Genomic DNA, 21,764 nt, shown 5'->3' with positions numbered 1-21,764 from the left:
CTCCATCGTCGGCCCGACCCGGCGCCGACGCACGTCGACGCGATCAGTCGCGCACGATCTGCGCAGCCGACTCCTTGCGCTTGGCGCGCAGCCACGTCACCTGGCGACGGTTCTGCGGGGCGCAGAGCTCCACGAGCTCCAGGAGCCCGTCGTCCCGGCGTGCCTTCGCCGCCTGGCCGAGCACGTCCCAGTCGGTGGCGAGCCCGCACGCCGTGCCGTAGACGTCGCGCAGGTCGGCCAGGAGGGCGGCGCCGGGATCGTCGCGCGCCAGCGACGGCGCGGAGACGTCGGGCAGGCGGAGGTCCGCGTGCTCGGCCAGGGCGGCCGCGTGGTCCTGCGACCAGCGGGCCAGGTCGCGCGCCACGAAGTGCACGTCCTGCTCGGCCCGGTGGGCGTCGGCCAGGGCGACCAGCCGGGCGGCGAGGTCCGCCTCCGCGTTCGCCATCTGCTCGAGCAGCCGCGCGATCTTCATGGCGTGCTCCCCTCGGGAAGGACCTCGTCGACCTCCGCCGCGGGACCGCCGCGGGTGGCCGGCACGCCGGGCACGACCGGGGCGGACGCCGTCGTGGTCGGCGCGGGGGCGCTCCGCCCGCCGCCGTCGGCGACCTTGCGCACCCGCGCCGCGCCCGACTTGAACAGCGGCTGCTTGGACACCGCGTCCCACTCGGTGGGGGTCAGCTCGTTGGCGGCGCGCCCGGCGTCGTCGGGACCGGAGCCCGACGGCGTGTCCCAGTATCCGTAGTGGAACGGCAGGAACACGACGCCCGGGCGGATCCCGGTGACCCGGACGCGCGCCTGGACGCTCCCGCGTGGCGTCGTGATCTCCGCCAGGTCGCCCTCCGCCAACGACAGCGCAGCGGCGTCGGGCGCCGCGAGCTCGACCCAGACGTCCGGTGCCGCCGCCTGCAGCTGGGGCGCGCGGCCCGTCTTGGTCCTCGTGTGGAAGTGGTACAGCGTCYGGCCCGTGAGCAGGGCGAACGGGTAGTCGCCGCCGGGTTCCTCGTGCGGCGGCCGGTACTCCGCACCCTTGAGCATCGCCTTCCCGTGCGGGTTGGTCGCGCGGTACTCGCTCGCCTCCACCGGCGCTCCCGTGACCAGGTCACGACCGTAGGTCTCGCACCGGTCGGGGTCGGCCCAGAACTCGCCGTCGGCGTAGAGACGCTCGGTGCCGCCGGGCTGCTCCGGGGTGCACGGCCACTGCACCCCGCCCGAGCCCCGGAGCGCCGCGTAGGAGAGCCCGCTGTAGTCGCACAGGCGACCGGCGCTGCACCGCTTCCAGGCCTCGAACGCCTCCTCGGGCGTGCGCCAGGGCACGAGCGGTGCACCGTCCCGGTCGACCAGCCCGAGGCGGTCGGCCAGGTCGACGAAGATCTCGAGGTCGGAGCGCGCCTCCCMCGGCGGGTCGGCGGCACGCTCCGAGAGGTGGACCGTGCGGTCGGCGTTGGTGAACGTCCCCGTCTTCTCGGCCCACGCGGCGGCCGGCAGCACCACGTCCGCCAGCTGCGCGGTCTCGGTGAGGAAGATGTCCTGCACCACCAGGAACAGCCCGTCCCCCGAGAGCACCGACCGGATCCGCGGCAGCTCGGGCAGCGACACCGCCGGGTTGGTCGCCTGGACCCACAGCATGCCGATCGAGCCTTGCTCGGCGTAGCGGAAGATCTGCATCGCGTGGGTGGGCGGCGAGTGGTGCGGGATCGCCGTGGTGTCCACGTTCCACACGTGCGCCAGCTGGGCCACGTGCTCGGAGTTCGCCCAGTTGCGGAACCCCGACAGGTCCCCGTCGGCGCCGCACTCCCGGGTGTTCTGCGCGGTGGGCTGCCCGTTCATCTGCAGCAGGCCGCAGCCGGGTCGGCCGAGCATCCCCCGCAGCAGGTGCACGTTGTTGACCTGCACGGCCGCCGCCGTGGCCTGGTTCGACTGGTAGAAGCCCTGCAGCACCGTGGAGAGCAGACGCTCGGCGGTGCCCAGCAGGCGGGCGCCCGCGCGCAGGTCGTCGACGTCCACCCCGCAGATCTCGGCCGCGCGTTCCGCCGGGTAGTCCTGCACGATCGCCTGCAGGTCCTCGAACCCGACCGTGTGCGCCGCGACGTACGCCGGGTCGATCCAGTCGTTCAGCAGAAGCTCGTGCAGCAGCCCGTTCATCAGCGCCAGGTTGGTCCCCGGTCGAGGAGCCAGGTGGACCGTGGCAGCACGCGCGACCGGCGTCGGGCGAGGGTCGACGCACAGGATCGCGGGCGGCCGGGGTCCGGCGAGCCGGTCGAGGATCCGCGACCACAGCACCGTCTGCGTCTCGGCCACGTTGTGCCCGTAGAGCGCGATGACGTCGGCGTGGTCGACGTCGGTGTACGACCCCGGCTGGCCGTCGCAGCCGAACGACTCCTTGAGCGCCTCGGCGGCCGTCGCGGTGCACAGCCGCGTGTTGCCGTCCAGGTGCGCGGTGCCGATGCCGCCCCGCGCCACCACGGCGAGCGTGTAGTACTCCTCGAGGAACAGCTGGCCCGACGTGTAGAAGCCGATGCTGCTCGGCCCGTGCTCGTCGAGCAGGTGCCGGGTCCGGGCGACCACGCGCCCCATCGCCTCGTCCCACGAGGCCTCGACCAGCCGGCCACCCTCCCGGACCAGCGGGCGGGTCAGCCGGTCGGGCGAGTGGTTGGCCTGCCACCCGAACAGGTCCTTCGGGCCGAGCCGCCCGTGGTTCACCCGGTCCTCGGCGCGGCCCCGCACCCCGACGATGCGCCCGTCCCGCACCGCGATGTCCAGCCCGTCGCCGTTGGAGTGCAGCACGGACGCGCTCTGCACCCAGGCGTCCACCTGGTCGCCCGTGGTCCCCTCCTCGAGGAACCTGTCCACCCGCACGGGCCAGGCGTCGCCGGCGCCGTACGGCGTGCGGGCTCCCCACGGCTCCGCGATCCGGTCGCGCGACACGTCGGGGCCGCCCCTCAGAAGACGGGTTTTCCGCCGGTGACCCCGATGACGGTCCCCGACACGTACGACGCGGTCGAGCTGGCCGCGAGGAACACGAAGGCGGGGGCGACCTCGGCGGGCTGTCCGGCCCTGCCCAGCGGGGTGTCGGAGCCGAACTTCTCGATCTTCGCCTCCGGCTGGGTGGCGGGCTGCAGCGGGGTCCAGATGGGCCCCGGCGCAACGGCGTTGACGCGGATGCCGCGCGGCCCGAGCTCGCCGGCCAGGTTCACCGTGAAGTTGTTGATCGCCGCCTTGGTCGAGGCGTAGTCGAGCAGCGACTCCGACGGCTGGTACGCCTGGATCGAGGACACGTTGATGATCGACCCGCCCGCCTCGAGGTGCTCGAGCGCCGTCTGCGTGACCCAGAACAGCGCGTAGAGGTTGGTCTTGAAGGTGCGGTCCAGGTCCTCCGTCGTGATGTCCGCGACAGACTCGCGCCGCGCCCACTGGTAGCCGGCGTTGTTCACGAGGATGTCCAGGCCGCCCAGCTCCGAGGCGGCGCGGTCCGCCGCGCCACGCGCCTCGTCCTCGTTGCGCAGGTCCGCCGCGATGAGCACGCACCGCCGCCCCGCGCGCTCGACCCACTCCGCCGTCTCGTCGGCGTCGGGCTTCTCCTCGGGCAGGAAGACGATGGCGACGTCCGCGTCCTCGCGGGCGTACGCGATGGCGACCGCCCGGCCGATGCCGGAGTCACCACCGGTGATCAGCGCCTTGCGGCCGGCCAGGAGGCCCGAGCCCTGATAGCTCGACTCGCCGTGGTCGGGCGCCGGGCGCATCGGGTCGGTGAGGCCGGGAGGCTGCTGCTGCTGGGCGGGGAACTGCTCGTCGGACTCGGACATGCGGGGCTCCTCGGTGGGTGCGAGCCGTCGACCGCCGACCTTCTTCAGCCCGTCGAGCCTCTCACCGGGCCGCCCGGCGCACCACCGCAGGGTCAGCGCTGCTGAGCGGCGCGGAGCACGTCGCGCGCCGCCTCCGTGAGGTGCGACCCGTTCGCCGACGAGCGTCGCAGCAGCTCGTCGTAGGCCTCGGCCATGTCGAGCGACAGCTGGAACGCGAGCACACCCTTCGCCTGCTCGACGACCACTCGCCCCGCGAGCGCCTCCGTGATGCGCTGGGCGAGCTCGTCGTCCTTCAGGCCGAGCGGCTGGACGATGGCCAGGGTCGCCAGGTCGGCGAAGCTCTGGGCCAGCAGCCGGGCGGCCGGGCTGAGCTCCTGCTCGGCGGCCGAGAAGAGGTTGAGCCCCCCGATGACGTGGTTGCGCCAGTGCATCGGGAAGGCGTGCACCGTGAGGAAGCCCTCGTCGACGATCTTGCGGCCCACCTGCCCCCAGCGCTCCACGATCTGAGCGGCACCGACGGCGTCCACGGTCTGCCCGTCGCGGGCCGCGTCGACGCACGGCCCGGCCACGTGCTGCGCCTGGTAGAGCTCGAGCTCGACGGCACGGTGCGAGGTGGCGCTGAGCAGCTCGAAGTCGCCCTCGCCCGTCCGCACGAGCAGGGCTGCGGCGTTCGCGGGCACCAGCTCGGCGCAGTCCTGCACCAGGCGCGCGAGCAGGCCCGTGACCTCGTGCTCACCGACGAGCGCGCTCGCCACGTCCGCGAGCGCCTGCGCCGACGTCCGTGCAGTCATGCGTCACCGTTTCCCGAGCCGTCGTCCATGGCCTCGCTGTGCGAGTCGCCCTGGTCCGTGTGTGTGAAGCCGAGCCGCCGCTCGACGACCTCCGCGGCGATCAGATCCAGGGTCGTCTCCTCGGCGTAGGCGTGCGCGCGCAGGATCGCGAGGGCGTCCTCGGGGCCGACCGCGAGCTGGGCGACGATCATGCCCGTCGCCTGGTGGACCCGGGCGCGGTCCGACCACGCGGCGAAGCGCCCTTCGACGCCGCCCCAGCGTTCGTCGAGGAGGGCCGCCCCCACGGCGTCCACGAGGAACTGCGCGTCGTCCAGGCTCTGCTCGAGCCCGCCGTCCGCCCGGTACAGGGTCACCACGCCGATCGTGCTCCCGCCGGGGTGCATCGGGATGGCCCAGACCGTCAACGGGCCCGCGATGTCGCCGGCCAGCTCGGTGAACATCGGGAAGGGGCCGCCGCGGTCGCCGTCGACGTGGGTGACCACGGTCCGTCCCTCGCGGAAGGCGTCCTGCCCCGGTCCCTCCCCGAGGACGTCCTGCAGGTCCTCGATGCGTGCGGACGTGCCGTTGGACGTGCTGACGGTGAGCCGCTCGGGCCGGGTGGACGAGAGCGTGATGGCGCCCCCGTCGGCGCCGAGGATCTCCACGCAGGCACGGCACAGGCGCACGGGGAGCGGGAGGTCGGGCGGACTCGCCGCGAGCGAGCCGGCGAGGCGCGCGAGCACGGCGCTCCGGTTGCTCACGGGCTGACCTCCTTCGCGCGCGCACGCCTGCTCCTGGCCCCATCATCCTCCCCGCGTGGAGCCGGCATCGGCGGAGCGCACCGTCGCGCCGGCGCGGAATCTGCACATTTCAGACGAACGGAACAGGGTGCTGTCACCCACGTTCGGTTCTACGCTCTTGACAAGAGCGAGACGGCGACGTAGCGGATCCTCTCCTGGGTTCAGGAGGGAGCCCACGACCGGGGGATCTCTCGTCGCCGGCGGGTGAGGAGGGACGATGACCGCACCGACGACCCGGGCGGGTCGCTTCCGGTTCACGCCGACCGCCGACCGGTGGTGGTGGTCGGACGAGATGTTCCGCATCCACGGCATGGAGCCCGGAGACGTGGTGCCGACCCGGGGACTGTTCCTGTCGCACGTCCACCCGGCCGACCGGCCGAAGGTCGCCGAGGCGATCGAGCCGCGCGGCGACCTCGAGGCGCGCAGCTGCGAGTACCGGCTGGTCGACCTGTCGGGCGTGGAGCGCCAGGTGCTGCTCGCACTGGCGCACGAGGGTCCCGGCGGCTCGGTGGGGAGCTCCGGCTTCCTCGTGGACTCCACCGGCTCGCGTGAGGCGGCCGTGGCCTGCCGGGTCAACGAGCAGCTCGACGTCGCCCTGGCCTCGCACGCCGTGATCGACCAGGCCAAGGGCGTCCTCATGCTCACCTACGGCGTCGACAGCGACAGCGCCTTCGCCATGCTGCGCGCGAGCTCGCAGCAGCACAACGTGCGCCTGCGACAGCTGGCCGCCGACGTCGTGTCGGCCGTCGAGTGCGGCCTGCCGCCGCGTGCGCGCGAGTGCGTCGACGAGTCGGTGGGCGCGGTGCTGGCGGGCGCTCGCGCCCCACGGTCGCCGTCGGGCGGCGTCGCGCCGCTCGGTCTGCACATGGAGKGCCACGCCGACGTGCCGACACTGCGCGTGGAGGGCTGCGTCGACGTCTCCACCGGGGACCAGCTAACGTCGGCGATCGCGATGCTGGTGCTGCGGGGACGTGAGGGTGGGCGGGCCGTCGTGGACCTGCAGCGCGTCCATCGCGTCAGCCCGGCCCTGGCCGAGGTCCTCACGACGGCGCTCCGGCGTGCGGCCGAGCAGGGCGTGGTGCTGACGGTCGTGGGCGGGCGGCCGCTCCCTCTCGCGCACGCCGGCGCTGTTCCCCGACCTGCGGGCGTGCGGGGCTGACGTCACTCGGGCGGGAGATGCAGCTCGCGCAGGATGCGCCTGGCGACGTCACCCAGGGCGAGGTGCTCCTGCGTGCTCTCCGCCCGGAGCATCGCGAGCGCCTGGGCAGCGCTGCAGTCGTGCTGCGCCATGGTCGCACCGACGGATCCGCGCGTCCCACTCGACGTGGCGACCCGCGGTGCCTTGGCGCGCCAGTGCGACGAGCCGTCGCCGCGCGCCTCGACCCGGTCCAGGTGGGTCATGAAGTCGGGCAGGTGGGTGAGGTCCGCCCAGTAGGCGAACACCTCGTCGATCGGTCGACGGACGGTGATCGCGGCATGCAGTGTCACGAGCTGCTCCTCGTGCCGACGGGCTCAGCCGCTCCTTGGCCGTCCTGCCGAGCGTGCGCCTGGGGACGGTGCCGCGCCACCGACGCGCGTCGTGCGTGGGCGAGCGAGCGCCCCTACGCTCGGGCCGTGCTCCAGCGCGGCGGATGGCGTCCGGCGGTCTGGCTCGCGGTCTGCGTCGTGGCCGTGGGCGGCTGCGGCGCGGCCCGGCCCGGTGCCACGGCGGCGGACGCCACGGTCGAGACGTTCTACCGCGCGGTCTCCGCCGACGACGGAACCGGTGCATGCGCCGTCCTCGCGCCGTCCACCGTCGAGAACCTGGAGGACGACGCCGACGAGCCCTGTGCCGAGGCCGTCCTGGACGGCGACGTGGGCGAGACCCTCACCGCGCGCGCCCAGGACCCCGGCGACCCGTCGGCGCGGGTCGCCGGCCGAGCGGCGCAGGTGACGCTCGCGACGGACGTGCTCTTCCTGACCGTCTCAGGCGACCACTGGCTCGTCACGGCCGCCGGGTGCGACGCCCGGCCCGACCGGCCCTACGACTGCGTGCTGGAGGGTTCGTGATGATGAAGCTGCTGTTCTGGACCTGTCTCGGCGGGGTGCTGCTGGGCCTGGGGTACTTCATGGCACTCGGGGTGCTGCACCGATGAGGCGACTGCGCGAGAACAGCCTGACGCTCTTCTTCGGCGCCATCTTCGTCGCGGCCCTGGTGGGTCAGGCCGTCTCCGGCGTCGCCCTGACGAACGAGGAGCAGGTGAGCGCCGGACTCGACCCGATCACGATCGGCGAGTACGTCACCACCTCGCAGTTCGCCGTGGACGTCACCGAGAACTGGCAGTCGGAGTTCCTCCAGTTCCTGCTCTACATCGTCGCGACCGTCTTCCTCCTGCAGCGCGGCTCGCCCGAGTCGAAGAAGCTCGACGAGGCCGGCCGGGAGAGCGACGAGGACCAGTTGGTCGCCGAGCACTCCACCGACGACTCCCCGGCCTGGGCGCGGGTCCGCGGGTGGCGACTGTCGGTGTACTCGCGGTCGCTCGGCCTGGTGATGGGGACGATCTTCCTGCTGTCGTGGCTCACCCAGTCCGTCACCGGGTCCGTCGCCTACTCCGAGGAGCAGATGCGCGACCTGGCGGACCCGGTCAGCTGGCCGCAGTACCTGCTGCTGCCCGACTTCTGGAGCAGGACGCTGCAGAACTGGCAGTCCGAGTTCCTCGCCGTCGCCAGCATGGTCGTGCTGTCCATCTACCTGCGCGAACGCGGTTCACCGGAGTCCAAGCCGGTCGGCAGCCCGCACGACGCCACCGGGGTCGAAGGCTGACCACCAGCGGGTGATCCGGGCGGGCGGACCCGCGTCCGGGTGGCGTGCGTCCCTCTTCCGGCTTAACGTCAAAAGCACCGGTCGGAAGGCTCGACCGGTTGACCGTCGCCCCGGCACAGACACGTCGCCGGGCACGGGACGGGTGACGCGCCGATGCGCTCCCGAACCCGTGCAGACGGTTGCGCGACAGAAGGTTCGCGCCCCTGCCGATCCCCGCCCGCAGCGTCTTCGCCGCTGCGGAGATCTTGTGCACCCCTCGCACGACACCCGAGAAGAGGCCGACACCATGAGCGACGACTACACCAGCAGCTATCCCGGCGACCAGAGCGGCACCGGCACCTTCGGCAGCACGGACGGCGACCAGCTGGGCGGCGCCGTCACCTTCAGCACGACGGACGCGGGCCAGCGGACCACCGGGACGACCAGTACCGGATCCGCCGGCACCACCAGCACCACCGGATCGGGCAGTACCGCCGACACCGCCAAGGAGCAGGCCGCCAATCTCAAGGACCAGGCCGCGGGGGCCGGTGGGCACCTGCTCGACGAGGCGAAGGGCGAGGCCGCCGCCGTGACCGACGAGGCGCGCCGCCAGCTCGGCGACCTCTGGTCGCAGACCCGCGACGAGATCTCCGCACAGGTGGGCACCCAGCAGAACCGGCTCGCCGGCGGACTGACGTCGTTCGCCACGCAGCTCAACCAGATGGCCGACGCACCTACCGAGCGCAACCTCGCGACGGACGTCGTCCGCGAGGTCGGCGACCGGGCGGACGCCCTGGGTCGCTGGCTCCAGGATCACGGTCCGGACGAGGTGCTCGACGAGGTGCGTCACTTCGCACGACGTCGTCCCGGCACCTTCCTGCTGGTCGCCGCAGGAGCCGGCGTGGTGCTCGGCCGCCTCACCCGCGGGCTGAAGGACGCGCCGTCCACGCCGTCGAGGCCGTCGGTCCGGACGCAGCCGACGGAGTCCCTGCCCGTCTACCAGGACGTCGTCGAGGAGCGCCCCCGGTTCACCGACGAGCTCGCGACCCCGGTGCCCAGCTCGAGCACGTGGGAGCAGCGATGAGCGACTCGTGGGACGCCCCGCCGCGCCAGTCGGTCGGTGACCTGCTCGGTGACGTCACCCGCGACATCTCGACGCTGCTGCGCCAGGAGGTCGAGCTGGCCAAGGCCGAGGTCCGGGAGTCCGCCAAGCAGGCCGCCAAGGGCGGGTCCCTGTACGCCGGTGCGGCGGTCGCCGGGCACTTCGTCCTGCTGTTCCTCTCGGTCGCCCTGTGGTGGGCCCTCGGCGACGCGCTGGACTCGCTGGCGTGGTCGGCCGTGATCGTGGCCGTCCTGTGGGCGGTGATCGGTGCGGTGCTGGCCGCACGTGGCCGCGCCGAGTCCAAGCGCGTGGCCGGCCTGCCGCAGACCACCGACACCGTCAAGAAGATCCCCAACGCCCTGCAAGGACACGAGGAGAAGAACTCATGAGCACCCATCCCGATCAGATCCGCGCCGACATCGAGCGCACCCGCGCCGAGCTCAGCTCGGACGTCGACGCCCTCAGCGACAAGGTCAGCCCGACCCAGGCCGCTCAGCGCCAGGCCGAGAAGGTCCGCACGAAGGTCGCCGACGTCAAGGACCGCGTCATGGGCGGCGTCTCGAGCGGTGCGAACACCGCCGGGTGGGCCACGTCCAGCGTGGGCGACAAGGGCTCCGAACTGCCGCACGCCGCGGCCGACAAGACCCGCGGCAACCCGTTGGCGGCCGGCCTGGTCGCGTTCGGCGCGGGATGGCTGATCTCCTCGCTGCTGCCCAGCACCCGGCAGGAGCAGCAGCTCGCCCAGTCGGCCAAGGACCAGGCCGCGCCCCTGGTCCAGGAGGCCAAGGAGGCCGCCCAGGGCGTGGCGGAGAACCTGCGCCAGCCCGCCCAGGACGCCGCCGCCGCGGTCAAGGATCGGGCCACGGAGGCCGGCGCCACGCTCCGCGACGAGGGCCGCTCGACCGCCGAGGACCTGCGCGCGCAGGCCAGCGGCGCCACCGAGACGGTCAACGGGGCGCACGACCAGTCCGTCGGCTACTAGGAACCCTCGCGGCGGGGCACAGCGCGGTGCCCCGCCGCGTGGTCGCAGTGCACCGACCACGAGCGGAGGACACGTCGATGACGCACGACACCCGCAGCACGCGCAGCACCGAGAAGGCCACCGCCCCGGCTCCCGAAGACCCGCGCAAGCCGGACTCGCCCGACGACATCACCAAGCGGTCCTGGCAGTACGTCGCCCGCAAGACACTGCGGGAGTTCGGCCACGACCAGTGCACCGACCTGGCCGCCGCGCTCACCTACTACGCGGTCCTTGCGATCGCCCCAGCCCTGTTGGCCGTCATCTCGGTGCTCGGCCTGGTGGGAGACCCGCAGAAGATGGTCGGCGACGTCCTCAAGATCGCCGGCGACGTCGGCGTCTCGTCCGTCGACGACACCCTGAAGCCGATCCTGACCCAGCTGACCGAGGCGCCCGCGGCCGGCTTCGCGCTCGTCCTCGGGCTGGTGCTGGCGCTGTGGTCGGCCTCCGGCTACGTCGCCGCGTTCAGCCGCGGCATGAACCGSRTCTACGAGATCGACGAGGGCCGCCCGATCTGGAAGCTGCGCCCCGTCCTGCTCCTCGTCACCGTGATCCTCGTCGTGCTCGCGGTGGCGATCGTCGTGGCCGTGGTCCTGTCCGGCGGCATCGCGCGKTCGGTCGGCGCCTCGATCGGGCTCAGCGACGTGACGGTCACCGTGTGGAACATCGTGAAGTGGCCGGTGATCGTCGCCCTCGTCGTCGTCGCGATCGCGGTCCTCTACTACGCGACCCCGAACGTGCGGCAGCCCAAGTTCCGCTGGATCAGCGTCGGCGCGATCGTCGCGCTCGTCGTGTGGGTGGTCGCCTCGCTCGGGTTCGGGTTCTACGTCGGCCACTTCTCCAGCTACGACAAGACGTACGGCTCCCTGGCCGGCGTCATCGTGTTCCTGCTCTGGCTGTGGATCACCAACCTGGCTCTCCTGTTCGGCGCGGAGCTCGACGCCGAGGTCGAGCGCGGACGCCAGCTACAGGGCGGCATCGAGGCCGAGAAGACCATCCAGCTCCCGCCGCGCGACACCCGCGCGAGCGAGAAGAAGCAGGCCAAGCAGGAGGAGGACGAGCGGATCGGCCGCGCCCTACGCGAGTCGCGCGGGTCGGACGACGAGCAGAACGCCTGACGAACGAGATTGAGCGCCGTACGGTTTGTCCCCCCTACGGACGAGGACAGTCACGACCAAGGCCAGGACGGTCCGACCGATGGCGATCGGCCACGGACCGCGGGCACCCGTCGAGGCGGCGCGGTGGTCAGGCGCGGGACCGGCTGCGGCCCACAAGCCAGCCGATGAGGCTGATGACGAGCAGTGCGATGCCGATCCACAGCAGTACCTTCGCCGCTGTCACGGCAACGCCGAGAACGATCATCACGACACCAACGATGATCAAGATCAGCCAGAGTGCCATGGGAGCATCTCCTCCTCGGGGCTCGGCCTGGAGCGTGAAGCAACCGGCCGGCGCGCCCTCGGGCCCAGGGTCACGTCTCTGAAACCCTGGACCGAGCGTCCCACCGAGTCGGGCACCGCGCGAGCGGACGCACGCAGAAGACCGGTCCCCCACCCCACGATCGGCCAGCACGTCCAGGACGGTCCGCGGCGAACACCCGATCGCCCTGGTGACTGTCGCCATCAGCGTGCCGGCTCCGCCGGGTCCCGGACGACCGTGCCGTACAGGTGCAGGTGGGATCCGCAGATCGCGGTGGATGCGACTCACACGATCGCGTCGTCCGGCGCCTCGATGCGCAGGTCCGGGACGGTCTCGACCCGGACGTCCTCGCGTCCTTGCCACGTGAGTGGTCGCACGTCGGTCCTCCTGGTCGTCAGTAGGGCGATGTCTCTGCACCTGACACGAATCGTGGCTCCCGCGTCCGGCACCGCGACCCGGCCGGTGCCGGCCGCGCTCAGTGCCCTCGGACGGTTCGATGCGGGAACGTCAGGCGAGCGCGTCGATCCGGGCCATCTCCTCGGCCGTGAGCTCGAACCCCAGCACGTCGAGGTTGGCGGCGATCCGGTCCCGGTCGGTCGACTTGGGGATCACGACGACCTCGTGCTGCACGTGCCAGCGGATCACCACCTGAGCGGCCGTGACGTCGTGCGCCGCGGCCGCGTCGGCCAGGGCTGGGGCGCGCAGGTCGGAGCGCTTCAACGGGCTGTAGCCCTCGACGACGATCCCCCGCTCGCGGTGCGCGGCGAGCAGTTCCGGGTCGTGGTCCGCCGGGCTGTACGGGATCTGGTTCACGGCGGGCGCTTCGCCGGTCGCGTCGATCAGCTCGTCGATCTGCGCGATCGAGTAGTTCGAGACGCCGATCGAGCGGACCAGTCCGTCGTCCCGGGCCGCACGGAACGCGTCCCATGTCCGCGGTGCTGGGGCGCCGCCGGGCGGCCAGTGGATGAGCCAGAGGTCCAGGTGGTCGAGATGGAGCGCGACCAGTGACTCGGTGAGCGTCTGCCGTTCGCGCCCGACGCGTTCGGGCGGGAGCTTGGTGGTGACGAAGACGTCGTCGCGGTCGATGCCGACCGTGGCGAGCGCGCGTCCGACCTCTGCTTCGTTGCGGTACATGGTGGCGGTGTCGATGTGGCGGTAGCTCAGCTGCAGCGCCGTGCTGACGGCTCGCTCGGCCGCACCACCTCCGGCCTGCCAGGTGCCAAGACCGACCACGGGTATCGCCCCGCCCGGCAACCTCAGCCTGGGCACGTCGACGTGGATCATCGACCCATGATGCGTCGCCGTGCTCCGGGGCGCGAGCGAACCCGGGACGCACGCGACCAGTTGCGCCGATCGGTCGGCCGGATACCGTGAATCTCGGTCGAGCAGCGGGCCGGCATGCAGGGCGCAGCGCCACGCGCGGGTTGCCCTCACGACGGACGGCACCGGAGCACATCGATGACTGCACGACCGCATCACCAGGTGAACGAGCCCCCTGGACCGCTGGTCGAGGGACGCGGTGACGGCACGTCGGCCGCCATCGCCCCCGCAGGCGACCGCCCGATCGCCGACGGACCGGCCGGCTCGTGAACGGGCCCGACCGCGCACGCAGCGGTGCACAGGAGCTGATCCTCGTCCGCCACGGCGAGAGCGTGGGCAACGTCGCAGCGACCGTCGCCGAGAGGGCAGGACGCGAGGAGCTCGAGCTCGAGACGCGCGACGCTGACACCCCCCTGTCGTCGCTCGGCGAGCAGCAGGCAGCCGCACTCGGGGCATGGCTCGTCGAGCGGGGCGCGCAGGACGGTCCCGAGGTGGTCTGGTGCTCGCCGTACGTGCGTGCCGTGCAGACCGCGACGATCGCGCTGCGTGCTGCCGGCTCCGAGCTGTCCGTGCGCGAGGACGAGCGACTGCGCGACCGCGAGCTCGGCATCCTCGACCGACTCACGACGACAGGTGTCGACGCCCGTTTCCCGGCCGAGAGCGCACGACGACGGCACCTCGGCAAGTTCTACTACCGGCCTCCGGGTGGGGAGTCGTGGGCCGACCTCGTGCTCCGGGTACGGGCGTTCCTCGCAGACCTCGACCGGGTCGAGGACGGGCGCCGCGTGCTCGTCGTCGCGCACGACGCGGTGATCATGTCCGTCCGCTACGTGTGCGAGAGCCTGTCGGAGCGGGAGGTGCTCGACCTCGCCCGCCATGCCCCGGTGCGCAACGCCGCCGTCACCCGCCTGGTCCGCGGCGCGAACGGCTGGCAGGCGCGCGAGGTCAACGAGGACGAGCATCTGGTCCGGCAGGACACGCCCGTCACCCTGCACGCCGGGGACCGCGATGCCCTCCCGCACTGAGACCMTCACGCCGGCGGTGCTGCGCGACTGGCCGCTGCCCGCGCCGGGGAGCTCGAAGTACTCCCGGGGAGAGGTCGCCGTCGTCGGCGGCGCTCGGTCGTCGCCCGGCGCGGCGCTGCTGGCGGGCACGTCCGCGCTGCGTGCGGGAGCCGGCCGACTGACGATCGCCGTGGCGCGAACGGTCGCCGTCCAGCTGGCGGTCGCGCTCCCCGAGGCGGGCGTGCACGGACTTCCCGAGACCGAGTCCGGCGCCCCGGACGGCACGGGCACCGAGATGCTCGACGACGATCTCGCCGCGGCCGATGCCGTGCTCGTCGGTCCCGGGCTCGACGACGCCGACCGGACGGTCGACCTCCTGCGTGCGATCACACCGCGCATCAGCAGGAAGGCACAGGTGCTGCTCGACGCCTTCGCCCTCGGCGTCCTGCCCCGGGTCACCGAGGTTGCCGAGCCCCTCGCCGGTCGCCTGGTGCTCACGCCCAACGCGACCGAGGCGGCGTTCCTGCTCGGGGTCGACGAGGCCGGGGACGACGCTCCCCGCCGCATCGCGGAGAAGTTCGGGGCCGTCGTGGCTTGTCGGGGCACGATCGCCGCACCGGACGGCCGCTCGTGGCAGATGGCGACGGGATCGCCCGGGCTGGCCACGTCGGGCAGCGGCGACGTCCTCGCGGGCGTCCTCGTCGGCCTGCTCGCCCGAGGCGCCGACGCCGAACAGGCGGCCTGCTGGGCAACCCATCTGCACGCCGCCGCAGGCGATCGTCTGGCAGTGCGTGTCGGGCGCGTCGGGTACCTGGCGCGCGAGCTCGTCGACGAGATCCCGGCACTCCTGACCGAGCTGTCTGCGTAGCCCCTCAGCCAGGCCGGCAGAACTCGCTGACCCGGTCCCGAGCTATCGGCTCCTGTGGCTGCCCGCGGTCGCGCGAGCGCCACGCGGATCACGCGTAGCGATCCATCCGCCCGCCAGGGTTTCTCCGACGGAGTGGGCGCCGACGACGAGATGCATGGGCACGCGGTGAGCGGCGCTACGACGTTTGGCGGCCGCTAGTGCGAATCGCGCGACGCCCCCGACGCTGTCGAGGCCTTGGACGTCGACCATCACGCCGTCGCGGTCCCCTGCGAGCATGAGCTTGTTCAATGCGGCGGTCAGCTCGCCCACGGTCGCCAGGTCGACCCGGCCCGTGACGCGCAGCGTCGGGATGTCCGCCTGCGTGTCGAACGACAGACTCACGGACCGACCCCCGGACCAGGGGAACGGGAATTGGGCATCGTCGAGGACGGCCAGGAACGTCTCGTCCACCAGCGCGCGCACCTGGGTGCCGAGACCGCCGGCGCACTGCAGGGCGGTGATCAGCCTCTCAGCGAGCGTGCGAAGCCGGACGTTGCGCTGCTGCGAGGCCCACCGCAAGAGCTGAAACGCACTCTCGCTGTCGACGCCGTAGACAGCCATGAGGGCGCCCTTGGCCTGGTCGATGGCGGCGTGCGATTCCAGCGCGAGCTGAAGTTCGGCGTTCACCCCGTGGGCGACCGCTTGACGGACCCGTTCGGTGTCATTGATGAGGAACCCCCGCACCGTTCCCGTCTCATCGACCGGGCTCAGTGCGAGCAGGACTTCCTTCGTCTCACCGGTGAGGTCGATCAGGCGGTAGGCACACACGGCCGGCTCGCCGGCGGTCAAGGTGCCGTCGAGCACGGCCTCGACGCCGCACCGATCCTCAGGATGGACATGGCTCACGAACAAGGCCCGCGTGGGTACGACTTCGCCGGGTGACATCCCGTGCAGCGCGAACATCCCGTCCGACCAGGACCATCGAGGTGCACTTGGGGAGAAGCCGAACTGGCCGACAGTCATCGTCGTTGAGGTAGTCACAAGGTCCTCCGGCACGTTCACACGTGGGCGGGTCACCGCGGCAGGCTTGACACTGAACCTGTGGCGATCCGCCAGGTCGGCCAGTGACCGAACCGACCAGTGCGGTTTGTGTGCCGAAAGACTAGGCCGACCCGAGGCCGCCTGCACCCGCTAAACCGCCACGCACCGAATGCCGTACCGAAGGTTGACCGCCGGTCGCGCGACCCGCGTCAGCGTCGCCTCAACGCCTACCTCGAGACACTCGCCGCCAACAGCTACACGCTGCACAACCACCGTCGGCCAGATAGAACTGAGAGATGCCGACAGTTCACGGCGAGGTCGAGTCGACGTACGAGGCGGACGGTGCGTTCGACGTGCCGAGCCTCGTCGCGCTGTTCGGGACGGCGCGCGGCACGAAGGATGCTCCTGCGGACGACGGGACCCCCTGGGCAGAGGGCGAAGCGGTAGAGCACCAGCTCAGCGCGACGTATTACGACACAGCCGAGCTCGACCTGTTGGCCGCAGGGACGTTCTCCAGATCGTCCGTCGCGGGCGGCGAGTCCTTCGGTTCATCGCGCGGCAGCCCGTCGGGCTCGTCGAGCAGATCGGGGACTTCGCGGAGCACGCGACAGCGCACACCCTCGGCGCGCCCGAGGCCGCTTTGCCGGTCAACGCGGGCGTCTTGACCTCCGAGCTCGGCCGCTCGACAACTGCCAGGTCGCCAACAGGTCCTCAGGCGGGGCGCTAGTTTCAATCCATGATGGGCCAGACGGAGGTGCCCGCTGGCGGGGGCCACGTGACCGTCCGCGTCGCCGACTTCGACGAGCACTCAGCTCCCCCGATCCCGACCGGCGATGAGCTCGGTCGGTTCGTTGTGGTGCTGCGACGCCAGGACGGTAGGCCCGTTCGCGTCACCACGGCGGACGGCGGACTCCTTGGGCACCTACCAATGGAGTGGAGCTGCGCCCTCGACTACGAGCTCGCCCGATGCGCGAGCAAGGGGCTCGAAGCCACGGCGCGTGCGTCGATAGCCGGGCCTCGGGACGAGCGGGATCTGTTCGTCTTGCTCGCGTGGCCCGGCCTTCGTCCTGGCCGCTAGCGCTTGTGCACGTCGGCGTCATCGAGCCCGCCGGGCCCGCCACCAGGACCTCGATGCTGTCCTGGGCGGTCGGAGCCCAGACCCGCTTCTTCGAAGAGCGGTCGGGGCTCTGTCGCCGAGGTCCGCAACCTTCGTGAGGCACTACGCCGCGAGATCAACAGTCGCGCTCGGGCGCTCCCGGGCCGCGTCAAGGACGAGGTGGCTCACAAGCTGGCGCTCGTTGCGTCGGAACTTGCGACAACGCGATCCGCCACGGGCGGCCGTCGAGCGCGATCCTCGGACGCGTGCCGTGACCACGTACGGCGGCCTCGTCACAAAGCCGGCGCAGTGCATCCACGACGGCAGCGCCCGAACCCAGCACCAGCGCTTCGACTCGATAGAAGACGCGCACTCGGCCCTGATCGGATTCCACTCGGTACTCGCGGTCGACAAACAGGACCTTCCTGACATGTACTAAGCGTGACACGCATGGCCTGCATGGGATGCATACATATTTGGCGCAGTCGGACCGAGACGCTGACAACGATGTCAATCGCACCGGCCGAATGTCGCCCACAGATACGGACGGGCAGCGACCGAGCGATGCTCCGTCCGACAGCAATCCTGTTGTCAGAGAGGACAACCGATGCTCAGCTCCTTGATCCCCCGACGCGGACCGGCGCGCCCCTCAGCGTCTCGTCTCGCCGTCTGCGCTGGGGCCGCCACGATCGCCCTGCTGGTCGGCGGCGTCGTCGTCCCGGGCGCAGCTTCTGCGGACCCCGCCGCAGATGTGCAGTCCCCCCCGACCGCGGCGGACGCACCATGGACGAAGACGGTCACGTGGCTAGTGTCCCAGCTCACGGTCGCTGAAAAGACGTCGCTGGTTCGCGGCACCACCGACCCTGACCCGCACGGCCAGGCGGGCTACCTGCCTGGTGTCGCGCGGCTCGGCATCCCGGAGATGCGCCACGTCGACGCCCTCGGCATCAACGTATACGCCGACGCAACCGGCCTACCCAGCCGCATCGGTCTCGCATCCTCGTTCGATCGGTCGGCCTACTCGACGCTCGGTGAGATCGTGGGCCAGGAGGGTCGCGCCCTCGACACGGACGTGATCTACGGCCCGCAGGTCGACATGTCCCGGTACCCGTCTTGGACGCGCAACCTGACGACCAACGGTGAAGACGCGTACGTGTCGGCACAGTTCGCTGCGACCGAGATCAACGGCATCCAGAGCCAGGGCCTCCTCGCGCAGGTCAAGCACGTGTCGATGTACAACGGTCAGGACCAGACCGTGCCGTCGTTGGTCAGCTCGCAGGCGGCGCACGAGCTGTACCTCAAGCCCGCGCAGGCGGCCATCGAGGACGGCGGCGTCAGCTCGATGATGTGCTCCTACGCCACGTTCCGCATCGTCGGTGAGCAGCCGGCCCCGCAGTTCTCCTGCAGCAACACGAACTTGCTCACCAACATCGTCAAGGGCCAGTTCGGGCTGAAGGGGTTCATCACCTCCGACTACTTCGCCGCGTCGAAGGCGACGTCCGACCTCATCGCCGGCATGGACCAGGAGTTCATCAGCCAGAGCCTCACGGCCGCCAAGCTGACGCCGCTCGTGACCGTCACGTCCTCGACGTACGACCCCGCCTACGCGAACGCGTTGGACAACGCGATCGCCCGGGCGATCTACGAGATGGAGCGCTTCGGTCTGCTGGACAACAGCAAGATCCCCGCCGCCTACCAGTCGGACGTCCCCCAGCACGGTGACGTGAGCTCGACATTCAACGGGACCCCGGTCGACAAGACCGCCGGCTCCGCCGTCGCGCTCAAGCTCGCCGAGGAGTCCGCCGTCCTGCTCAAGAACGACGCCAACACGCTGCCGCTCGCGACGGGCAGCAAGGTCGCCGTCGTCGGCCCGACGGGCTACCTGATGCCCTCGGCACCCGGTGGCGAGCGCTCGCGTGGCTTCGGTGACCGCAACAACTACACCCCGGTCAAGGCGATCAAGGCGGCGAACGGCACGAGCAACGTGCTCGCGGCGCCCGGGATCGACTGGATCGGCACGACGGTGCCGGCCGCCAACCTGAAGCAGGACGCGGCGGGCACCCTCGCCGGCCTGGTCCGTACGACCACGACCAGCGACGCGGTCCCGGTGGTCACGACCTCGACCGACACGATCGTGGACGGCAACCAGACGAACCTGGTCAAGGGCTACCGGTACTCCTGGACGGGCTACATCAACGTCCCGACGACGGACACATACACGCTGTACCTGCAGCGCCCGTACGGCACGGACTCCGGGGTGACCACCGCGTACAACAACGGGGTCCGCCCGGCCGCGGCCGGCACGGTTTCCCTGGCGGTCGACGGCACGACCAGGACGCTGGCTTCGCCGGCGTCGACGATCCTGCAGAACGACTTCCCGGACGGCCAGCTCGCGTCCAACGGGCAGTACCTCGGCAAGGACAACACCGGCGTCACGCTCGCGGGCCTGACCGCCGGTCTGCACCAGGTCACGTTCACCTACAGCCCGACGGCCAACTCCGCGCAGGCGCCGACGCTGCGCTTCGCGTGGGCGCCGCTCGCGGCGAACACCGCAGCGGCGGTCACTGCCGCCCAGACGGCCGACAAGACCGTCATCTTCGTCGGCTCAAACAACGCCGGCTCGGGTCCGAGCTCGTCGAGCTCCGCCGGTCTGTCGGTCATCCCACAGGACCAGATCGACCTGATCAACGCGGTCGCGCCTGCTGCTCACGCAGCGGGTCACAAGGTCGTCATCGTGCTCAACGCCGGTGCCGCCGTCGCGATGCCGTGGGCCAGCCAGGCCGACGCCATCCTCAACATGTGGTACCCGGGCCAGGAGGGTGGCACCGCAACCGCCAACCTCTTGTACGGCACGGCGAACCCGTCGGGCAAGCTGCCGATCACCTTCCCGGTGGATGACGCCCACACCATGTACACCGATTTCCCGGAGCGCACCACCGCCACCGTCAGCGGTGACGACCAGACGGTGTCCTCGTTCAAGTGGACCGAGGGTGTCAACGTCGGCTACCGCTGGTACACCAACCCGGCAGTGAACGTGAACAACTACCAGCCGCAGTACGCCTTCGGTTTCGGCCTGTCCTACACCTCGTTCGCATACTCGGGGCTGTCGGCCAAGGTCACGGCCGACAGCGGCCTGGACGTCACGTTCACGGTCGCGAACACCGGCGCCAAGGCGGGCGCAGATGCTCCTCAGGTTTACCTGGGCGCCTCACCCGATCTCGCCCCGCCGGTATACGACTCCAACGGGCTCGTGATCAGCGGGTTCGAGCAGTCGGCACAGAAGCTCGTCCAGTTCGACCGCGTCCAGCTCGAGCCGGGCGCTTCCAAGACCCTCACGCTGCACGTCGACCCGCAGGACGTCTCCGGGTGGGACACCGTCGCGCAGAACTGGGTCGTCGGTACGGGCAGCCGGACCATCAGCCTGGGCGCGGCGTCCAACGACATCAAGCTCACGGTCACCAAGAACGTGACGTCGTCGAACGTGGCACCTGAGATCACGACCGACATCGCCGCGACCTCCTCGGTCGCGGTCGGTGCGAACCTGACCCTGACGGCGGCGGCCTCCGGTTCGCCGGCCCCGACCGTGCAGTGGCAGAAGAGCACGGACGGCACGACCTGGAACGACATCGCCGGCGCAACGTCCCCGACCTACACGCTCACGGGCGCGGTGGCCGCGGACAACGGAATCCAGATCCGGGCCGTCTTCGAGAACGACCTCGGTCAGGCCACGACCACGGTCACCACCGTCTCGGTGACGCGGGCCGCGCTCAGCGCCCCCGTGCTCTCACTGACAACCGGTGTGGTCGTCGTCAACGCGCAGAACTACACCAAGGGCACGGTCGGTATCACCTGGACGGCGTCCGCCCCGGCGGCGTCGCTCAAGGAGTACCAGATCCTCGACGGGAGCACGGTCCTCCAGACCGTCGCCGCCTCGTCGACCTCGGCAACCCTGGTTCTCGCGGCGGGCACGCACACGCTCAGCGTGAAGGCGATCCCGGTCGACGCCCTGGTCATCGGTGGGGCGAAGACGTCGGCCAGCCAGGTCGTCATCGTCGACCAGACGCCACCCTCGACCACGGTCGTCCGTCCGGCGGGCAAGGCGAAGAACTGGACCGCCATCGGCGGCCAGTCGGTCGACACGGCCTCCGGCGCCGCAACCGTCACGGCCTACTTCGTCGAACAGCGAGGCTCGAACTACTACTACTATACGGGCTCCGTGTGGTCGAAGGGCACGAGCCAGTCCGACGCGGCCGCCAAGGCCAAGCGCATCACAGTCCAGGTCTCCTCGACCGGTACCTGGAACGTCCCCGTCACGGACATCAACGCCGAGAACCTCTCGGTCTCTTTCAGCGGCACCGATAAGGTCGGCAACACCTCGCCGGTCGTCACGGTGGTCTGGTCCGTGAAGTAGGCAGTTCCACCAGCACGAGTGCCCTGTCCCCGCTTCTGAGGGACAGGGCACTCGTGCGTGCCGTCGGCGTCCAGCAATTCGGACCGATACACGCCGATGCTGGATCCGTCGGCGCGGGGCGGTCGCCAGTTCCGTAGAGGACGTCTAGCGCACTCAGGGAGACTTCGACACGTCGGACACCAGCGCGCCCCGCACCCCTGAAGACTCAGCTCCGCGCCCTTGCTGTCGAGCAGCCCGATCCGTCCCTCCGGCATGATCCGTGCGGTCTCCGACCCCTCGACTACGTCGAAGGAGTCGGTCGCGTTGGAGATGGTGTACCGACCCGACTCCTTCGTCGGAGCGCTCGTCACC

General features: G+C 71.1%; 20 protein-coding genes. 11 read left to right on the top strand and 9 right to left on the bottom strand.

The genetic code is table 11. From position 1 onward, the window contains the following. Positions 1-43: 43 nt before the first annotated feature. From AC1DYZ_RS04645 to AC1DYZ_RS04625, 5 genes are all read right to left on the bottom strand, one after another. Positions 44-472 (bottom strand): hypothetical protein, encoded by a 429-nt coding sequence (locus AC1DYZ_RS04645; RefSeq protein WP_477064033.1) that lies wholly within the window; start codon positions 470-472, stop codon positions 44-46. Continuing rightward, positions 469-2,925 carry a molybdopterin oxidoreductase family protein gene (locus AC1DYZ_RS04640; RefSeq protein ID WP_477064032.1) on the bottom strand — a complete coding sequence of 819 codons (2,457 nt, stop codon included), beginning with the start codon at positions 2,923-2,925 and terminating at the stop codon, positions 469-471. The genes AC1DYZ_RS04645 and AC1DYZ_RS04640 overlap by 4 nt, the downstream gene beginning before the upstream one ends. A 14-nt stretch (positions 2,926-2,939) precedes the next feature. Further along, the gene (locus AC1DYZ_RS04635; protein ID WP_477064031.1) at positions 2,940-3,803 is read right to left on the bottom strand and encodes an SDR family oxidoreductase; all 864 of its coding nucleotides are present in this window, start codon (positions 3,801-3,803) and stop codon (positions 2,940-2,942) included. A gap of 92 nt (positions 3,804-3,895) precedes the next feature. Continuing rightward, positions 3,896-4,594: a GAF and ANTAR domain-containing protein gene (locus AC1DYZ_RS04630; RefSeq protein WP_477064030.1), complete on the bottom strand. Its 699-nt coding sequence runs from the start codon at positions 4,592-4,594 to the stop codon at positions 3,896-3,898. Then, positions 4,591-5,334 (bottom strand): GAF and ANTAR domain-containing protein, encoded by a 744-nt coding sequence (locus AC1DYZ_RS04625; RefSeq protein ID WP_477064029.1) that lies wholly within the window; start codon positions 5,332-5,334, stop codon positions 4,591-4,593. Before AC1DYZ_RS04625 ends, AC1DYZ_RS04630 begins: the two co-directional genes overlap by 4 nt. A gap of 256 nt (positions 5,335-5,590) precedes the next feature. Here AC1DYZ_RS04625 and AC1DYZ_RS04620 point away from each other — a divergent pair, with 256 nt between their 5' ends. Then, positions 5,591-6,532 carry an ANTAR domain-containing protein gene (locus tag AC1DYZ_RS04620; RefSeq protein ID WP_477064028.1) on the top strand — a complete coding sequence of 314 codons (942 nt, stop codon included), beginning with the start codon at positions 5,591-5,593 and terminating at the stop codon, positions 6,530-6,532. Positions 6,533-6,534: 2 nt separating this feature from the next. Here the strand turns inward: AC1DYZ_RS04620 and AC1DYZ_RS04615 are convergent, their stop codons facing one another. After that, complete coding sequence (locus AC1DYZ_RS04615; protein WP_477064027.1) at positions 6,535-6,861, bottom strand: ANTAR domain-containing protein; 327 nt, start codon at positions 6,859-6,861, stop codon at positions 6,535-6,537. 126 nt (positions 6,862-6,987) lie between these two features. Between AC1DYZ_RS04615 and AC1DYZ_RS04610 the strand changes: the two genes are divergently transcribed. The 6 genes from AC1DYZ_RS04610 (at position 6,988) to AC1DYZ_RS04585 (ending at position 11,393) form a co-directional block, all read left to right on the top strand. Next, the gene (locus AC1DYZ_RS04610) at positions 6,988-7,422 is read left to right on the top strand and encodes a hypothetical protein (RefSeq protein ID WP_477064026.1); all 435 of its coding nucleotides are present in this window, start codon (positions 6,988-6,990) and stop codon (positions 7,420-7,422) included. 82 nt (positions 7,423-7,504) lie between these two features. Beyond that, a complete protein-coding gene (locus AC1DYZ_RS04605) occupies positions 7,505-8,176 on the top strand; it encodes a DUF6766 family protein (protein WP_477064025.1) in 672 nt (223 codons plus the stop codon). 286 nt (positions 8,177-8,462) lie between these two features. Then, positions 8,463-9,239 carry a hypothetical protein gene (locus tag AC1DYZ_RS04600; RefSeq protein WP_477064024.1) on the top strand — a complete coding sequence of 259 codons (777 nt, stop codon included), beginning with the start codon at positions 8,463-8,465 and terminating at the stop codon, positions 9,237-9,239. Then, positions 9,236-9,646 (top strand): phage holin family protein, encoded by a 411-nt coding sequence (locus tag AC1DYZ_RS04595; RefSeq protein ID WP_477050289.1) that lies wholly within the window; start codon positions 9,236-9,238, stop codon positions 9,644-9,646. The genes AC1DYZ_RS04600 and AC1DYZ_RS04595 overlap by 4 nt, the downstream gene beginning before the upstream one ends. Continuing rightward, positions 9,643-10,239, top strand: a complete 597-nt coding sequence (locus AC1DYZ_RS04590; RefSeq protein WP_477064023.1) for a DUF3618 domain-containing protein — start codon at positions 9,643-9,645, stop codon at positions 10,237-10,239. Before AC1DYZ_RS04595 ends, AC1DYZ_RS04590 begins: the two co-directional genes overlap by 4 nt. Positions 10,240-10,316: 77 nt before the next feature. Continuing rightward, the gene (locus AC1DYZ_RS04585; protein ID WP_477064022.1) at positions 10,317-11,393 is read left to right on the top strand and encodes a YihY/virulence factor BrkB family protein; all 1,077 of its coding nucleotides are present in this window, start codon (positions 10,317-10,319) and stop codon (positions 11,391-11,393) included. A 127-nt stretch (positions 11,394-11,520) separates the two neighbouring features. Here the strand turns inward: AC1DYZ_RS04585 and AC1DYZ_RS04580 are convergent, their stop codons facing one another. Both AC1DYZ_RS04580 and AC1DYZ_RS04575 read right to left on the bottom strand, forming a co-directional pair. Continuing rightward, the gene (locus tag AC1DYZ_RS04580) at positions 11,521-11,676 is read right to left on the bottom strand and encodes a hypothetical protein (RefSeq protein WP_477064021.1); all 156 of its coding nucleotides are present in this window, start codon (positions 11,674-11,676) and stop codon (positions 11,521-11,523) included. A gap of 525 nt (positions 11,677-12,201) precedes the next feature. Next, positions 12,202-12,978: an aldo/keto reductase gene (locus AC1DYZ_RS04575; protein WP_477064020.1), complete on the bottom strand. Its 777-nt coding sequence runs from the start codon at positions 12,976-12,978 to the stop codon at positions 12,202-12,204. 174 nt (positions 12,979-13,152) lie between these two features. On the opposite strand from AC1DYZ_RS04575, the gene AC1DYZ_RS04570 reads away from it, so the two are divergent. From AC1DYZ_RS04570 to AC1DYZ_RS04560, 3 genes are read left to right on the top strand one after another with little or no spacing between them, the layout of a single operon-like run. Then, the gene (locus AC1DYZ_RS04570; RefSeq protein ID WP_477064019.1) at positions 13,153-13,284 is read left to right on the top strand and encodes a hypothetical protein; all 132 of its coding nucleotides are present in this window, start codon (positions 13,153-13,155) and stop codon (positions 13,282-13,284) included. Continuing rightward, positions 13,281-14,039, top strand: a complete 759-nt coding sequence (locus AC1DYZ_RS04565; RefSeq protein ID WP_477064018.1) for a histidine phosphatase family protein — start codon at positions 13,281-13,283, stop codon at positions 14,037-14,039. The genes AC1DYZ_RS04570 and AC1DYZ_RS04565 overlap by 4 nt, the downstream gene beginning before the upstream one ends. After that, complete coding sequence (locus AC1DYZ_RS04560) at positions 14,023-14,886, top strand: NAD(P)H-hydrate dehydratase (protein WP_477064017.1); 864 nt, start codon at positions 14,023-14,025, stop codon at positions 14,884-14,886. The genes AC1DYZ_RS04565 and AC1DYZ_RS04560 overlap by 17 nt, the downstream gene beginning before the upstream one ends. 42 nt (positions 14,887-14,928) lie before the next feature. Here the strand turns inward: AC1DYZ_RS04560 and AC1DYZ_RS04555 are convergent, their stop codons facing one another. Continuing rightward, positions 14,929-15,888, bottom strand: a complete 960-nt coding sequence (locus AC1DYZ_RS04555) for an ANTAR domain-containing protein (RefSeq protein ID WP_477064016.1) — start codon at positions 15,886-15,888, stop codon at positions 14,929-14,931. Positions 15,889-17,810: 1,922 nt separating this feature from the next. Here AC1DYZ_RS04555 and AC1DYZ_RS04550 point away from each other — a divergent pair. Further along, positions 17,811-21,413 carry a glycoside hydrolase family 3 C-terminal domain-containing protein gene (locus AC1DYZ_RS04550; protein ID WP_477064015.1) on the top strand — a complete coding sequence of 1,201 codons (3,603 nt, stop codon included), beginning with the start codon at positions 17,811-17,813 and terminating at the stop codon, positions 21,411-21,413. The last annotated feature ends 351 nt before the right edge of the window (positions 21,414-21,764 follow it).

Source organism: Cellulomonas sp. P1_C4, assembly GCF_056406355.1.
Note: the sequence above shows the minus strand (reverse complement) of the source record. Positions and strands in the feature narration are given on the sequence as shown.

Excerpts from the sequence above, each read along its gene's own strand:
- AC1DYZ_RS04645 (WP_477064033.1), bottom strand. The coding sequence starts at position 472 with ATGAAGATCGCGCGGCTGCTCGAGCAGATGGCGAACGCGGAGGCGGAC.
- AC1DYZ_RS04635 (WP_477064031.1), bottom strand. The coding sequence starts at position 3,803 with ATGTCCGAGTCCGACGAGCAGTTCCCCGCCCAGCAGCAGCAGCCTCCC.
- AC1DYZ_RS04630 (WP_477064030.1), bottom strand. The coding sequence starts at position 4,594 with ATGACTGCACGGACGTCGGCGCAGGCGCTCGCGGACGTGGCGAGCGCG.
- AC1DYZ_RS04605 (WP_477064025.1), top strand. The coding sequence starts at position 7,505 with ATGAGGCGACTGCGCGAGAACAGCCTGACGCTCTTCTTCGGCGCCATC.
- AC1DYZ_RS04600 (WP_477064024.1), top strand. The coding sequence starts at position 8,463 with ATGAGCGACGACTACACCAGCAGCTATCCCGGCGACCAGAGCGGCACC.
- AC1DYZ_RS04595 (WP_477050289.1), top strand. The coding sequence starts at position 9,236 with ATGAGCGACTCGTGGGACGCCCCGCCGCGCCAGTCGGTCGGTGACCTG.
- AC1DYZ_RS04590 (WP_477064023.1), top strand. The coding sequence starts at position 9,643 with ATGAGCACCCATCCCGATCAGATCCGCGCCGACATCGAGCGCACCCGC.
- AC1DYZ_RS04580 (WP_477064021.1), bottom strand. The coding sequence starts at position 11,676 with ATGGCACTCTGGCTGATCTTGATCATCGTTGGTGTCGTGATGATCGTT.
- AC1DYZ_RS04575 (WP_477064020.1), bottom strand. The coding sequence starts at position 12,978 with ATGATCCACGTCGACGTGCCCAGGCTGAGGTTGCCGGGCGGGGCGATA.
- AC1DYZ_RS04570 (WP_477064019.1), top strand. The coding sequence starts at position 13,153 with ATGACTGCACGACCGCATCACCAGGTGAACGAGCCCCCTGGACCGCTG.
- AC1DYZ_RS04555 (WP_477064016.1), bottom strand. The coding sequence starts at position 15,888 with ATGACTGTCGGCCAGTTCGGCTTCTCCCCAAGTGCACCTCGATGGTCC.